Source organism: Vibrio sp. V43_P6S15P86 (genome assembly GCF_009904725.1).
Lineage (GTDB): Bacteria > Pseudomonadota > Gammaproteobacteria > Enterobacterales > Vibrionaceae > Vibrio > Vibrio diabolicus.
In genome coordinates, this window is record NZ_WXWT01000037.1 from 1 (window position 1) to 14286 (window position 14286).

Here is a 14286-nt window from a genome sequence, read left to right on the forward strand (position 1 = left end):
GCTCTCTTAAAAAAGAAGCTTGCGAATCTCGTGGATTGACGGTATTGATGACGGATTAACAATTAATTATCACGATAATATGGATATCTTGAATTTTGAGGCATTTATTATTGCCATCACTATTTTAACGCTAACGCCGGGTTTAGATACGGCCCTTGTTATCCGTAATACCAGTCGCGCGGGTTTAAAAGACGGATGTACAACCAGTTTAGGGATTTGCTTTGGCTTATTTGTGCATGCTTTCTTTTCAGCGGTTGGAATTTCGGCCATTCTGGCGCAATCTGCAGAGTTGTTCCAAATCGTAAAAATGATTGGTGCAGCTTATCTTATTTGGCTTGGTCTGAGCAGTTTAAAAGCCCTGATGTCGTCGAAGAATGGTTTGTCAGTGACTGAGCAGGTTCATGAAGTGTTTAATGGCAAACGCTCTTTTAGAGAGGGCTTTCTTTCTAACGTCTTGAACCCAAAAACGGCAGTTTTCTACTTGGCGTTCTTGCCACAGTTTGTGAATCCAGAAGGTTCTCCTTTGCTTCAATCAATGATGATGGCATCCGTGCACTTTATTATTGCGATGGTTTGGCAGTGTGGTTTGGCTGGCGCACTTAACTCAGCTAAGAGCCTGTTAAAGAATGCAAGCTTTATGAAGTGGATGGAAGGGGCGACGGGCGCTGTCTTAGTCGCACTTGGCGTAAAGTTATTGATTGAAAAGCCGGTGTAATGCGCAATATTTACCACCTTTTGATATTGCTCGTTGTGTTTATTACTGGCGTGGTTGGTGCCATTGTTTGGCAGACATGGCCACAGGTACAGTTTGCGCAACGTGGCATGACCTGGTCTTGGCACTGGGGCTATTTCGAGCCATTTTCCAATGGAATACAACAGACGCGAACTCAAGATACGAAACAGCTATTACTTCGACGTGTGTATATGAATGACGGTATTGTCGTTTTTGTCTCGACAACAATGGACAATAAATTTGAAGTTGATGTTGTAAAAGAGCAAAGCTGCGAACCTAAAACGACAACTTGGGCTTCAGTATCCGTCAACCATCAACGCATGAGACATGTGCCGATGGTTTGTGATGCACTGGGGCAGAGCTACTTTTATCGCTACATCGGGAAGCATCTTGAATCGATTGAAGTTGGGGTTGGAGATTCGTTCGTAACAGAGGCGTTTTCAGACTGGCCTCTATCAGAGCTGAAGTCGGATCAATTCAAGCAAAAAAATGCGAAGTTTTTTCAAGAACGTGGAGAAAAGGTTGAGCATCAATGGTTGCGAGATTAACCGCTTAGCTTAAGATAAAATAAAGCCCGCTGAATACCAGCGGGCTTTATGTTTTTTACCATTTCCAATTTACTTTCAGCGATTGACGGTTCATTACTGAACACTTGTCATGTCACTAAGCTTTTACTGCTTCAATTTCATCAGATTGCGATGCTGAGCTAAAGAACAGCTTGGTTTCTGCCAGTACGACGTGACGCAGTGCGATCAAACCGATTAGGTTAGGAATCGCCATCAGACCATTTACGATATCGGCGAGTAGCCAAATCATGTCTAGATGGAGGAACGCGCCTGATGCCACCAAACCAACGAAAATCAGCTTATAAGGAAGCACCGCTTTTGTACCAAAGAGGAACACAACGCAACGCTCACCGTAGTAGTTCCATCCAAGAATGGTTGTGAATGCAAAAAACATCAAACCAATTGACACCAGCATTGGGCCAAATGTATCCGCATTCAAACCTACCGCAAAGGCATGAGTCGTCATTGCTGCACCAGAAAAGTCGCTTTGCCATGCGCCAGTAAGGATCAACGCTAGGCCCGTCATGGTACAAATAATGATGGTATCAAAGAAGGTACCTGTCATTGAAATCAGGCCTTGTTTCACACAAGAGTCTGTTTTCGCTGCCGCTGCTGCCATAGGCGCGCTACCCAAACCAGATTCGTTTGAGAATACGCCACGAGCGATACCTGATTGGATCGCCAACATGATACTTGCACCTAAGAAACCGCCGGTCGCTGCTGTTGATGTAAATGCTGAAACCAGCACTAATTCAACGGCATTGAACAATTGGTCTGCATTCATGATGATCACGCTTAAACACGCCAACACATAAAATACAGCCATAGTAGGAACCACTTTTCCTGCAACGTTAGCAATGGATTTGATGCCACCCAAAGTTACGAAAGCAACCAAAAGAGTCAGTACAAAGGCAGAGAGCTCACGGTCAACACCGAGAGATATCTCACTTGCATCCAGAATCGCGTTTACTTGTGGAAACGTACCAATACCAAAACAAGCAACACCCAAAGCAAACACTGCAAACATGATCGCGAGGGCTTTTGAGCCAACACCGTATTGCAGATAGTACATTGGGCCACCAATCATTTGGCCTTTATCATCTACTCTTCGGTATTTAACCGCTAACAAACATTCGGCGTATTTAGTCGCCATTCCGAAAAGGGCGGCGAGCCACATCCAGAATAGGGCACCTGGTCCACCAAGTTTGATCGCGGTGGCAACACCAACAATGTTACCAGTACCAATCGTTGCTGAGAGCGCAGTACAAAGTGCTGCAAAGCTAGAAACGTCACCTTGTTTATCAGATGACTTATCTTTACTGAATACCATCGCTAGCGCTGTTGGGAGATGTTTAAACTGGATCAAGCCGAGGCTAAAAGTGAAGTAAACACCGGTACCCACTAGCAAAATAAGCAGTGGTGGACCCCAGACAAAATTATCCATGGTTTGTAGTAAAGATTGTAGGTCGTTCATGATTTCCCCTTAATAAAACAACTAATAAGGAGAAGAGGGAAAGGACGAGATCAACGATCTCTAAAAGAACTAAGCTATTGGTTGTAGGCGGGAAGGCCAAGCAAAATAGTTAGGTTGTAACTTTCCACTCCTCTGTCCTTTTGCCTGAGAGTTTCACCTTGCGTGAGTGCAAGACTTGCTCCTTCGGCGACCGATTTAACGGTTCTCTCCAGAGGTTCCTCCAACTACAGTCCCCGCTACCTAGGTAGCACCTGAAATAGTTAATTCTTCGGCGAGTTATGCTAATCAAATGTTAAAATTTGATTAATAACCACTCTCCTGCAGTCTTCATCGGAACAATTACTCAATTAAATGAGTAAAGGTTAGTTAATGATGCTGGTCATCATTAACGTGTGAACTCTATCATGTTTTTGGTCCATTTCAACACCCTATGTCAATTTATTTTCAACGAAATAACCCCACTTATTTTCACGAAGCTATGTTTACCAAGTTTTTTGTGTGAGCAACTGCATAAACAAAACTCATTGGGCTAGGGAATAGAACCAAGAACACACTTCAGAACGATAAATGTGTTTCGATTATTATGGCATAAGTTATTCAATTGAGAACACAAATTTGATTAAAATCGAAGCACTTATTTTAAAATCTACGCTAAGTTGACCTTATGGGGCGTATAAATGAGTTACAATAAATCTTTGTGAAACCGTCTATGGACCTAGGCAGTTTTTCATAAGTGGACAAGGAGGCGGTATGACCAGATTATTAGCCATTGCGGTGTTGATTGCAGTAGCATTTGTGCTGTTTCGTTATCGAACCAATGAAAAAGTCCAAAAAGCGACCGTTATAACATTAATTGGCGCCTTTCTGATTTATACAGCATCGATTATGTTTGCGGAATTGATCCGCTAGCAAAGTAAAAGAGTCCTTGGAGTAGTATACGGTGAGTTCTCAGAACAAGATGGAAGAACAAGACGACGTTGTTGTCATTGAAGAGCGTGACAAACGTACTCATATCTATATCGCGATTGCTGCGGTATTAGGCTTGGCATTTGGTGGCCTTGTTGGATCGATTGTCACTGCGAACAAGTGGGAATCGACTTATCATGTGCTAGAAGAAAAATACCAAGCGTTGACGCAAGATAAAACGCAGTTGGTGTCTCAAGTAAAAGTGCGCGAAGAAGCGCTCGACCAAGAAATACAAGATAAAGTCACTGAACTGCTCGTTGCGAAAGATGAAGCGCACGAGAAAGCGATTAAGAAGTTACAAAAGCAATTGACTGAGGTCGAGAAAGTTAACCTGTCGCTAGAGTCTCAATTGAAGCAACAGGCAGATAAGATCAATACGACAAAGTCAGAAAATGAGAAGCTGAGTCGTCAAGCGGATATGCAAGCGACTATCTTTGAACGATCGCGCGAGGTGTTTCAAAAAGAGCTGAAAATTTCGCAAGAATTGGAGTCTCTAGAGAAAGAAAGGGCGAAATTATTGCCTAAGATCGAGAAACTCAAAAAAGAGTGTGATGTATTTTTGGAAGGTAAATCTTGGGACGTGAAATCGGACGCGTGTGATAAACACGATGAAGCCAATTCACGACTAAGTCAGGTCGATCAAATGATTGAAGTTTATAAAATGGATCTCAAGCAAATCAAAGCAATAACTGAAGATATCGGCCTCTAGATCTTTTATACCTGATTTTGGAAAGTAAAAGGAGCTCTTTAAGAGCTCCTTTTTCGTTGCTAGCTTTAAACTCCGGAGCTAGCGTTAATTCTTAGATACGCGAGGCGTCATAGCCTGAAGCAAGCAGCAATTCTCGCTCATGTTTAATCAGTTGGGCGCGATCTTCAATCAGTTCATTGAGAGCTAGTGAGGGCTTGCCTGCTAAAGCCTTGAACGACTCAAAAGATTCCGCGGTGTCGATTTTATCAATCATCTGACTGATGACATTACGAGCCTCACACGGGTTACTCGTAGTGGTAAAGTATTCCACTTGCTTTGCTGCCGATTTCATCTCTGTCAACAGCTCAAGTGGGCTGCTCTCTTTTGCTACCGCCATGTAGTTATCCAGCACGCGCTTTGCGTAAAGCAGTTCTTTGAGGGGGATATCTCTTCCACTCTCGATTAGAGATTCGCTAAGGATCATACTTGAGCTCATGGGCATTCCTTCTTATATACAACGCAGCTTTTGATGTTTCCCTGAGTCTAATTTATTGAAGTCACATTGGGAATGGGTAAAAAGCATTTTTAACGCATTTTTATTCACTAATGAAAACGCGAATGCGATGTTTATCCGGATCGGTAGCCACAAAATTTAAGCCATACACCGAAGTCATTGGTGGTTGAGCAAACTCAACGCCCATGTTTTTCCAACTGTTGTAAACGTGCTCTAACGTATGGCGGTTGCGCACTGCAAATGATAACTCGGTGCCACCACCTTTGATGTCGCTGGAAGGGGAAAGAACATCACTTTGCTTGAGTGACAGTTTTAAGCCATTTGCGAGTGGCATAGAAGCAAATGTTGGAGACAAAAACGTGACCTCACAATCAAACAGTTTCGAGTAAAAAGCTTGGCTTACTTGGATGTCCTCAACATAGAGGACGAATGAATTGATAGTTAGCATGGTCTGTTTCTCAATTTACTAGAAGTATGAGGTTGAATCTAACGGAAGGCTAAGACAGGCTTTGTCAGTAGAAGATTCGAAGGAGAGTGTAAGAATAAAGAAAAGGAGCCAGTTGGCTCCCTTTTAACTGAATCAGCGGATATTAGTTGGTACGTTTCGAAGCGTACCAGTTGTTTTGATACGCCTTAGATGCAAACAATGCGTTTGCTTTTGCGCGTTCAATAACGGATTCATCGACTTCTAGCGGTTTCATGGTTTGGCTTTCAAAGTCGTACGCCAGGGTCGATACTTTTTCACCAGGAGAAAGCACAACTAGGTTGTCACGCGTTAAATAACCAAAGTTTTTGTCGTATTGCATCATTGCGCGTTCATCTTCGCGAGCCAGTGGTTTTGTTAAGTCACGACCAATCATCGGCGTTTTGGCGTCTACGCCAATAAGAGACAACAGCGTAGGCGGCATATCTATGTTGTTTGCGATACGGTCATCTTTACGTGGTTGAATGTCTTTACCAATGATCAATGCAGGAATGTGGAAGTGCTTAACTGGAACCAAGTTAGCGCCAGACACGCGGGCATCGTGGTCTGCAATGACAATGAAAATAGTATCATCCCAGTAGGATGAGTTTTTCGCTTTGTCAAAGAACGTACCCAAAGCGTAATCTGAATATTTTACCGCGTTATTGCGCGTCATGTGTTCGGAATCGTATGGCTCAATTTTACCTTTCGGATACTCATAAGGGCTGTGATTGCTTGACGTAAAAACTAAGCTGAAAAAAGGTTTGTCGCTTTTTGAAAGACGTTCAAACTCTTCGTCTGCTTTGTTGTATAAATCTTCATCACTGACCCCCCAAGAGCCAACAAAGCTTGGGTTATTGTAATCATCTTCTTCGACGATTTGATCAAAACCATTACCGAAGAAGAAGGTTTTCATGTTATCGAAGTTTGCTTCACCGCCATAAATAAATTGCGTGTGATAACCTTGTGCTTTGAGTAAGTCTGCGATGGTAAAGAAGCCTGTTTGGCTTTTGCTTAGTTTGACCACTGCGCGAGAAGGGGATGGTGGAAAACCCGTGGTTACAGCTTCGATACCACGAACAGAACGAGTACCCGTTGCGTACATTTGCGTGAACTGCCAACCTTCAGCCATGAGTTCGTCTAGGTTTGGCGTAAGAGGCAGACCACCCAAAGAACCCACAAATTGCGCTCCTAAGCTCTCTTGTAGCAAGATCACTAAGTTCTTACGTTTACCATGGTAGGTCGCAGGGTTACTGTTCATGGTTGGAAGCAATGTTGGATCAAAGTCGGACTTTTTTGACGAAGCGCGAACTAGCTCCAGCATCTTTTGATTATCCATCTTGCCGTAAAACTGCTCTGCGCTTTTTTCTGACTTCATGCTGTTGACAGCAAACAGCAGTGAGTAAGATGAATTTAATGCTAAGTCGTTAAGCAGTGGATCGTTAGAAAACGCCACCATGGCAGGGTTTAGTGGGCGGTGGCCTAAAGACGAGCGTGCGCCTGCAACACCAAGAAGCACAACAAAAATGGCTAATAGTGGGCGCCATTTCCAGTTGATCTGCTGTGCATTGTCGGTCAGTTTTTTGCTCCACTTCCAACCCAAAACTAGAGTTAATGCCGTGCCTAACGCGCCAATAAACAGCTCTAGCTTATAGCCAGTCCAAAGCATGCCCATGACCTCTTTCGGATAGATAAGGTATTCCACAAACAGACGGTTTGGGCGTAGGTCATATTCTTGAATGAATGGTGCCGTTGCCAGTTCCATGTACACGAGAATCCAAAGCCCTAAAACCATCCATATGCGCAATATCCATTTCCAGTATTGCCCAATCTTGCCGTTTAATGGCATTAGGGCTGAAAGCAGTGCAGGGAGGATGAATAACCAGCACAATGTTGCAATGTCTACGCGTAAGCCTTGGCCTAGGATGTAAATTAAGTCGTTGAAAGAGTCAATTCGATCAAGTTGCCAAAAGGCGAGCAAAACGCGTGAGATAGACAAAAATATAAGTGAAAACAAAGAAAAAGCAGCAATTGGCTGCAAAGGCCCCCACACAGAGCCCTTAGATAAGTTTTTCATATTTATTCGAATAGTTTAATTGTTATGTTGTGTTGTTTTTAACAAAGCAAGCGTGAAATAAACGTGAATTATAATGTGGGTTTATGGTCGAGTAGTGTAAGTGTTGGTATGTCTATGTAAGTGTGGAATGAAGCTCATGTTCGGCTGGAACATAAATTAAACACGTTATGGTCTGTATCGCTTTTGTTAGCACTTTGGGAAAGTGACGACAAACGTATTCCTACTATTTTCTCTGGGAATGAGCTCAAGTGTTGCACGGTGTAGTACTGTAATGTCTTTGCAAATTGACATCCCTAAACCCGCACCGTCGCCAAGTTCGGAATGACCCCGATAAAACTGTTCGAAGATTCTTTCACGAGTTTCTTTCGGGATTTCTGGACCAGTATCGGAAATTAAGACTTTGATTGTATTATTGTTCTCAGTGACGCTGACTTGTATGTCACTGTGCTCGCCGGAGTAACTAATCGCATTATCGACGAGGTTACGAAATAACACCTCTAACAACATTCGATCACCGGATATAGCGATGTTGGAAGATGATAAACTGATGTCTTGCTTATGCTTCAATGCTAACGGTGCCAAATCAGCAACAACGGTTTGCAACAAAGGGGTTAGCTCAACGGTGTCGAATACACGTTCTGATAAGCTATCTACTTTAGCTAAAGTCAGTAGCTGATGGATAAGGCGGTCAGTGCGTTTAATGCCTTGCAGAATGTTGTGTAAATCTCCTCTCAGTTGCTCCGGATCATTACTTTCAAGTGCATTTTCTACGTTAAGACGAAGGATTGTTAGTGGGGTTTTTAGTTCATGCGCTGCAGCACGTGTAAAGCGTTTCTCTCTTTGCCAGGCTAACTCTAGTTCAGAGAGGAGAGAGTTGAGTGAATCGACAAGTGGTGCGAGTTCAACGGTGTTGTCTTTTACATGAATGCGATCTAATCGGTGTACGTTTCTTTGTGTGATGGCGGTGCGCAGGTTGTTAATCGGTCGGAAATGTTTATCGATCAACCAAAACAGCAAAAGCAACAAAGTTGGTAGTATCAGCAATTGTTCTATTGATGTGGATAGGGCAATTTCGTGGATGATCTCTTTACGTATCTTGTATTTTTCTGCAACCACGACGTATTCATTATCATGTTTTAGTTGTGGTAGTGAAATCTGAAATGTACGCCATTGTGTACCGTCTTTTACGATATCAGCGTAGCCGTTATTATCAAAGGACGTAGAGAGTGCGTGCAAGGTTTGATCTGAGCTCCAGAGCAGTGTGTTGTCTCGATAGAATTGAAAAACCAAGTTTTGTTCATAAGGGTGGCCGAACGTTGTGACATTGTCATCGTCAGACTTTGACATTGACTCAATGTTTTCCATCCACTCATTAAATAATTCTCGATGGTTAGCGAGAGTCCTCTCTTCCGTTGAAATTGAGAGCGTCAGCAACATTAATTTTGCGGATTGTCCAAGCCTAGCGTCATAAACTTCTTCGACCTCGTGCTTCGCAGATTGGAAACTGAAATAAAGTGAGATGAGTAAGAGAAAACTTACCAACACGCCTACTGATAGAGTTAACTGACGTTTGATCGAGTACGACTTCTTATCTTTCAAGAATGTACCCCACACCGCGAATATTTTTAATGACCACTTTGGGCGCTTTTTTACGCAAATTGTGAATATGAACTTCGATAGCGTTGTCGCTTGAACCTTCATCCCAGCCGTGTAGTGATTGTTGCAATTGATCCTTACTTTGCACGCGCCCGGCGTTCGTCATCAAACTGGTGAGGATTTTAAATTCATTGCGTGTGAGTTTAAGCGGCGCGTCATCGTAGCAAATGCTTTGTTCCGATAAGGATAAAGATAACTGCCCAACTTGAATGATTTCTTCTGCACTACCGGATTGACGGCGAATCAACACACGCAAGCGAGCGAGCAACTCTTCGAGTGCAAACGGTTTTCCGAGGTAGTCATCTGCGCCGCCGTCGAGGCCTTGAACGCGATCGCGAATGTCGTCTCGTGCGGTAAGTATCATCACTGGGAGCTTAAATCCGCCTTTGCGAATATTACGCAGAACTTCCAATCCATCGATATCGGGGAGAGTGAGATCCAAAATCACGGCAGTGAACGCTTCTGTTTTGAGTGCGCTAGTCACGCCAGACCCTTTTTCCACCCAATCCACGGTGTACCCATGGCGACTTAATGAAGTCACCATGGATTGACCGAGTAGTTTGTCATCTTCTACGAGTAATAAGCGCATGGATTATTTCAAACTCCCAAGAGTCGCTTTAATTTCCAGTTTTCGACCTTTATCAGCCAAAGGCCGGTCAGGGCGAGGTGACGCCTGCATTGCGCGAGTCAAATACACTTTCGCTTCCTTGTCTCGACCTTCTTCTGCAAGGAAGTCTCCATAAAAATAGTTCGGATCGATGCCTTTTGGATTGATCTCTAACGCTTTTTTCAACATTTCTTCGGCTTTATCGTCATCACCAAAGCCAATTGGCCACCCCGGAACTTTGTAATACAGAGAACCTAAACTGGTGTATGCAGATCCATCAAGCGCTTGCGGTGAAGTTGCGATTACCCCTTCGAGTAAAGATTTGGCTTCTTTGGCGAGTGATAGTGCACCCAAGCCACCTTGAGCACCAGCCAGCGATGCTTTATTGATTGCCAGCCAAACGGTAAGTTCGTGATTGCCCGGTTCTCTGTCGAGATAAATACTGGTTTTGGCAATCGCACGATGGAAGCATTGTTCCTTTTCGTCACCATCGGGCGTGCTGTACTGACATTCCGCCCATTTCTTTTGAACCTGTTGCAGTGGAGTATTACCTGCCAACGCAGCGGTCGAAGCTAACGTTGAACAAACCGTCAAAGCGCAAAGTAGTTGTTTGGTCTTCATCGTCCATGTCCTCTTCAATGACTGACTCGGTTTACGTATTGGTGAATGGTTTCTTGCTGCTTACGAATCGCAGAAGAAACCACGCTTGGAAGCAGTTGATTGATGCGCGCAAAAAGCTTTTCTGGCCAACCAATCCATTTCGCGGAAATTTCTTTTTCTAACATGGTGACAACGTGATCGGCTACAATTTGCGGCGAGTCCGTTTTGTTACCCAGTTGTCGATTCATTTCATTGACGGCATCGCTATTGAGCGAGGTTTCTGTCGCCCTTGGTGCCAAATACAGCGCACGGATTCCGGTTGCGAACAGCTCTCTGTCGAGCGATTCGGTAAAACGGTGCAAACCCGCTTTTGCCGCGCAATAGGAGGTATAGCCAGGGTAGCCAATTGAGCCGAATGTGGAACCTATATTGAGAATCACCCCAGGTTGCTTTAACCACGTCAACGCCGATTGGCACAGCAGCATCGGCGCAACGAGATTGAGTTGGATTTCGTCTGCAATCTGCGTTGGTCGTTTGTGACTTAACAACGAGAAATCGTTGCTGCCCGCATTGTTAATCAGTGCGTCCACTTTTTGATGTTGACGCGCTCGATCTTTAATCGCAGTTAATCCTTCTGATGAGGCGATGTCTGCAACGACTACGTCATGACGTTCTGGATTTGACAGTTCACGCTGTAGTGTTTGCAAGCTCTCTTCGTTTCGCCCAACAAGAATGAGGCTGGCACCGCGTTTGGCTAACTCTTGCGCGATGGCTTGCCCAATTCCGCCCGTTGCGCCTGTCAGGAGAATGGTGCTGTTGTTAATGATCATGCTTCACCTCACGCCGCTTGTTGGGTTGAGAAAGAAGGCAAAGAGCGCAGCATTTGTCCGTAAAGATCAAACACCATGTTTGCTGAGTCGATGATGATTTGTTGATCTGCCGCTTTGGTGATCTTGTTCATCAATGATTCAAAAAATTGCAGATGATCTTGGTCTAACACGCTATGTGAAACTAGGTAAGTCATTGCTGAAGAGGGCAGGTTGAGGGTTGACTGAATTTTTTCTGCCATTTGGCCACCAATGCCGACGCTGGTGCCTTCTAATACCCACACCATGCCAAACAGCGCGAGTGGGTTGTGGCGGTCAATGTTGTGGTAAAGGTAGGAAACCATCAGTTCAATCGGTGCACCTACTTGACCTACATCTTTGTTATTGTGCACTGCTTCGGCATCGCCGCCGCACGCTTTGATGTCATTTAAAATCCATTTTTGATGGCCTTTCTCTTCCTCGATGTACTCGGTAATGGCATCTCGTACCCATTCGTATTCGCCAGATAGGCGGCCTCCACACGCCATCAGCAAGGGAACAGTGTGCTTAACGTGATGGTAAGCTTGGGTTAGAAAGGCGATATACATATCTTTGGAAATGTTGCCTTGTTGAACGTCTGCGATGACTGGCGCAGTTAACATTGCTTGTTGAGCAGCGGTAGTGCTTTGTTTGAGTTGTTCGAAAAATAAAGTCATAACCTTCTCCTTAAGAAGCCGTTAACTAAGATGCAGTTTGGAAAGACGTAATGTGTTGCTGGAAGGGCAAATCGATGCGTTGGATCTTTTGCTCTTGCAGCGTTAATTCAGGCGTTGTGCTCGCTAATAACTGAGCCACATCATGTTCGATTTGATTTCGTTTGAGCTTGCCGTTATCCGTGTACCAACCAGAGATGGCTCGTGGGTTGTCCAGCAGCAATAAGGTTCGGATTTGAGCGTAATCGGGTAGGGTTTGGTTTAATGCATGAACCTTTGCTTCGACGTCTTCGCTATTGGCAATGACAGCGCATAATGTTTGTTGGCTATCGCCTGTAACGATCAGTGGCGTCATCGGTAAAAACGCCAACGCTTCTGATTCAATCCATTCCGGTGAGACATTTCTGCCGTATGCGGTGACGATAAGGTTCTTCTTGCGTCCTGAGAAAGTAACAAAGCCTTGCGCGTCAATTTGGGCTAAGTCGCCAGTCGCTAACCATTCTTGAGTAAACGGCTCATTCAAATAGCCAAGAGCAACGTTGCCTTTGACGAGCAGTTCACCATCTTCCGCGATACGAATCTGAGTGTGTGGAAGCGGTTTGCCACACGTTCCTGCTTTAAATGTGGCAGGTGTATTCAAACAAACGACGGAGCCACATTCAGACAAGCCATAACCTTCAAACGCAGGGATGTTCAGTGCATGCGCGGCGTTAATCAGTTGAGACGACACTCTTGCGCCGCCAACGGCGACAAATTTTAGAGAATCCACAAGAGAGGGCTGCTGTTTCGCGATGTGAATGAGCGCAAGCAATAAAGCCGGTGTCAGCACTAAGCTTTCTGGTTTGATGGTCGCTAATGCTTGTGCAAACAAACGCGGTTCGAATTGGCTTGAACCGAGTAGGCCGGTTTGCGCTCCGGGTAAAATAGATGACGTCACGCCCAACATGAGTGGAACATAAACACCGGTTATGTTCTCGAGAAGCGTCGATAACGGAAGCAGCACTAAGTGTGAGTGTGCCGCGCTGTTTACGGCGTCGGCGAGCGACTTCGCCACCAAACACAAATGATCATTGCTTAAACAGACGCCTTTAGGCTGACCAGTCGAGCCCGACGTAAATGTGATTTTTCCGGTTTCTGGTAGATAAGCTGCCTGTGTATCTTCATCTCCCAACTGGTTACGACGCAGCAAAGGCAAATTTGCAATGGAAAACGAATGGTCTTGCTGGTTAAAGCTTTGCTTAGAATTAGAAGCCAACCATGCTTGCCAATCGCCAACTAAAGCATCGACGCCTGATTGTTCTAACGTATGTTCAACTTGTGCATCAGAGAAAAAAGTCGGAATAGGTACGACGACTATGTCTGCCGCCATCGCCGCCAAATCAACAATGGCCCAATCGATGCTGTTTTCTGCGCGTAGCGCGAGTGCTTTGATGTTCTGTGCAATAAGCTCGGCGGCAACGAGTTCGATCTTGTTTAACAATTCAGAGTAAGTCAGTTCAACCGTTTGATTCGCTTCGTAGCCGACAAGTGCTACTCGATCTGGTGTCGTTTTTGCCCATTTTGTAATGGCATCGAGGAGAATATTCATACATCACCTATATTCTGGCGTTTTGTTTAACCAAGTTATTCTGGTTGTGTTTGTGGTTTTAACGACGTTTACTTTTCTATCTAGGCTTGTTTACGTTTTTTTTCTTGGACTAATCGAAGACGCTCTAGTCCTTTTTGCAAATTGCCAGCTAACACACGCGGTTGATGTTCGTAGTACGACCCCCAAGTGGACTCGGCATCGGGGACTTTATTTTGATCGGCCTGTGCGATGATATGAGGCTCCAATCCTAGGCGCGCCATCATGGCGTGAAGTGGGTCTGTCGCGGTGAAGATGCACCATTCAAAACCGAGATTGACCAGCATTTCTGCGATGAGGTAGAAGTGCAGAGACGACATGCCCTTAGCGAAAGATGCCAAGTGACCAAACTCCACTAAGTTCGAACGTTTTACGTCGCAGTTAAATACGTTAGAAACCAGCTTTTGGGCGTCGTCTTCTAAATACTGTTCAAGGAACAAGGGCTCATCTTCGGCGATGCGAAAGCCGCATACGGAAATAATTTGGCCGCCTTCAATGAGGGTTAAATACGCCGGCATAAATTGTTTTAGCTCGGCAAAGAATGCTTCTTGATAACGCTGAGAAACATGCTCGATAACTTGGCTCCAAAGCGGATGCATTGGATAAACGATGTCTAAAGTAAAGCTATCTGCAGAAGTTTGTGCATGGTGTTTCATGAGCGCTTCCTTTGTTTGAGTAGTTATCAACAAAATAAAACGCGAAACTTAAGAAATTCTTAAGGAATGAAATTTTGATAAATTATTTAACGACAGGAAGGCTTAAATGGCAGTGCCTTTTGGGGTTTTGTGCTGGTATGTAA

At 44.5% G+C, this 14286-nt stretch carries 15 protein-coding genes and 1 riboswitch; of the genes, 4 read left to right on the forward strand and 11 right to left on the reverse strand.

Annotation, left to right across the window (positions count from 1 at the left end):
- Window positions 1-79 precede the first annotated feature (79 nt).
- Complete coding sequence (locus CAG69_RS01685; RefSeq protein ID WP_005393419.1) at window positions 80-715, forward strand: LysE family translocator; 636 nt, start codon at window positions 80-82, stop codon at window positions 713-715.
- Entirely contained in the window at window positions 715-1281 is a 567-nt protein-coding gene (locus tag CAG69_RS01690; RefSeq protein WP_005393418.1) for a hypothetical protein, read from the forward strand. Before CAG69_RS01685 ends, CAG69_RS01690 begins: the two co-directional genes overlap by 1 nt.
- A gap of 115 nt (window positions 1282-1396) precedes the next feature.
- Here the strand turns inward: CAG69_RS01690 and CAG69_RS01695 are convergent, their stop codons facing one another.
- Complete coding sequence (locus CAG69_RS01695; RefSeq protein WP_161442419.1) at window positions 1397-2773, reverse strand: alanine/glycine:cation symporter family protein; 1377 nt, start codon at window positions 2771-2773, stop codon at window positions 1397-1399.
- 122 nt (window positions 2774-2895) lie between these two features.
- A riboswitch (glycine riboswitch) is annotated at window positions 2896-2995 on the reverse strand.
- 528 nt (window positions 2996-3523) lie between these two features.
- Between CAG69_RS01695 and CAG69_RS22270 the strand changes: the two genes are divergently transcribed.
- Complete coding sequence (locus CAG69_RS22270; protein ID WP_005377784.1) at window positions 3524-3682, forward strand: hypothetical protein; 159 nt, start codon at window positions 3524-3526, stop codon at window positions 3680-3682.
- A gap of 31 nt (window positions 3683-3713) precedes the next feature.
- Window positions 3714-4448, forward strand: coding sequence for a chromosome partitioning protein ParA (locus CAG69_RS01700; RefSeq protein WP_161442420.1), 735 nt, complete (start codon window positions 3714-3716; stop codon window positions 4446-4448).
- A gap of 91 nt (window positions 4449-4539) precedes the next feature.
- Here CAG69_RS01700 and CAG69_RS01705 read toward each other — a convergent pair whose 3' ends face one another.
- The 10 genes from CAG69_RS01705 to CAG69_RS01750 all read right to left on the reverse strand — a co-directional run bounded on the left by CAG69_RS01705 (window position 4540) and on the right by CAG69_RS01750 (window position 14143).
- Window positions 4540-4923: a hypothetical protein gene (locus tag CAG69_RS01705; RefSeq protein ID WP_005393414.1), complete on the reverse strand. Its 384-nt coding sequence runs from the start codon at window positions 4921-4923 to the stop codon at window positions 4540-4542.
- A gap of 100 nt (window positions 4924-5023) precedes the next feature.
- Window positions 5024-5389: a VOC family protein gene (locus CAG69_RS01710; RefSeq protein WP_085344686.1), complete on the reverse strand. Its 366-nt coding sequence runs from the start codon at window positions 5387-5389 to the stop codon at window positions 5024-5026.
- Window positions 5390-5531: 142 nt separating this feature from the next.
- Window positions 5532-7481 carry an LTA synthase family protein gene (locus CAG69_RS01715; protein ID WP_161442422.1) on the reverse strand — a complete coding sequence of 650 codons (1950 nt, stop codon included), beginning with the start codon at window positions 7479-7481 and terminating at the stop codon, window positions 5532-5534.
- Between the two features lie 186 nt (window positions 7482-7667).
- Window positions 7668-9080, reverse strand: coding sequence for a sensor histidine kinase (locus tag CAG69_RS01720; protein WP_161442424.1), 1413 nt, complete (start codon window positions 9078-9080; stop codon window positions 7668-7670).
- The gene (locus tag CAG69_RS01725; RefSeq protein ID WP_161442426.1) at window positions 9070-9726 is read right to left on the reverse strand and encodes a response regulator; all 657 of its coding nucleotides are present in this window, start codon (window positions 9724-9726) and stop codon (window positions 9070-9072) included. Before CAG69_RS01725 ends, CAG69_RS01720 begins: the two co-directional genes overlap by 11 nt.
- A 3-nt stretch (window positions 9727-9729) precedes the next feature.
- On the reverse strand, window positions 9730-10365 hold the full coding sequence (locus CAG69_RS01730; RefSeq protein ID WP_161442428.1) for a tetratricopeptide repeat protein: 636 nt from the start codon (window positions 10363-10365) through the stop codon (window positions 9730-9732).
- A 14-nt stretch (window positions 10366-10379) separates the two neighbouring features.
- Entirely contained in the window at window positions 10380-11174 is a 795-nt protein-coding gene (locus CAG69_RS01735; RefSeq protein ID WP_161442430.1) for an SDR family oxidoreductase, read from the reverse strand.
- Between the two features lie 8 nt (window positions 11175-11182).
- Window positions 11183-11866 carry a TenA family transcriptional regulator gene (locus CAG69_RS01740; RefSeq protein WP_161442432.1) on the reverse strand — a complete coding sequence of 228 codons (684 nt, stop codon included), beginning with the start codon at window positions 11864-11866 and terminating at the stop codon, window positions 11183-11185.
- A gap of 25 nt (window positions 11867-11891) precedes the next feature.
- Window positions 11892-13451, reverse strand: coding sequence for an AMP-binding protein (locus CAG69_RS01745; protein ID WP_161442434.1), 1560 nt, complete (start codon window positions 13449-13451; stop codon window positions 11892-11894).
- Between the two features lie 80 nt (window positions 13452-13531).
- The gene (locus tag CAG69_RS01750; protein ID WP_161442436.1) at window positions 13532-14143 is read right to left on the reverse strand and encodes a thermostable hemolysin; all 612 of its coding nucleotides are present in this window, start codon (window positions 14141-14143) and stop codon (window positions 13532-13534) included.
- Window positions 14144-14286 lie beyond the last annotated feature (143 nt).

Coding starts and splice junctions, on each gene's coding strand:
- CAG69_RS01685 (WP_005393419.1), top strand. CDS start 80: ATGGATATCTTGAATTTTGAGGCATTTATTATTGCCATCACTATTTTA.
- CAG69_RS01690 (WP_005393418.1), top strand. CDS start 715: ATGCGCAATATTTACCACCTTTTGATATTGCTCGTTGTGTTTATTACT.
- CAG69_RS01695 (WP_161442419.1), bottom strand. CDS start 2,773: ATGAACGACCTACAATCTTTACTACAAACCATGGATAATTTTGTCTGG.
- CAG69_RS22270 (WP_005377784.1), top strand. CDS start 3,524: ATGACCAGATTATTAGCCATTGCGGTGTTGATTGCAGTAGCATTTGTG.
- CAG69_RS01705 (WP_005393414.1), bottom strand. CDS start 4,923: ATGAGCTCAAGTATGATCCTTAGCGAATCTCTAATCGAGAGTGGAAGA.
- CAG69_RS01710 (WP_085344686.1), bottom strand. CDS start 5,389: ATGCTAACTATCAATTCATTCGTCCTCTATGTTGAGGACATCCAAGTA.
- CAG69_RS01715 (WP_161442422.1), bottom strand. CDS start 7,481: ATGAAAAACTTATCTAAGGGCTCTGTGTGGGGGCCTTTGCAGCCAATT.
- CAG69_RS01725 (WP_161442426.1), bottom strand. CDS start 9,726: ATGCGCTTATTACTCGTAGAAGATGACAAACTACTCGGTCAATCCATG.
- CAG69_RS01730 (WP_161442428.1), bottom strand. CDS start 10,365: ATGAAGACCAAACAACTACTTTGCGCTTTGACGGTTTGTTCAACGTTA.
- CAG69_RS01735 (WP_161442430.1), bottom strand. CDS start 11,174: ATGATCATTAACAACAGCACCATTCTCCTGACAGGCGCAACGGGCGGA.
- CAG69_RS01740 (WP_161442432.1), bottom strand. CDS start 11,866: ATGACTTTATTTTTCGAACAACTCAAACAAAGCACTACCGCTGCTCAA.
- CAG69_RS01745 (WP_161442434.1), bottom strand. CDS start 13,451: ATGAATATTCTCCTCGATGCCATTACAAAATGGGCAAAAACGACACCA.
- CAG69_RS01750 (WP_161442436.1), bottom strand. CDS start 14,143: ATGAAACACCATGCACAAACTTCTGCAGATAGCTTTACTTTAGACATC.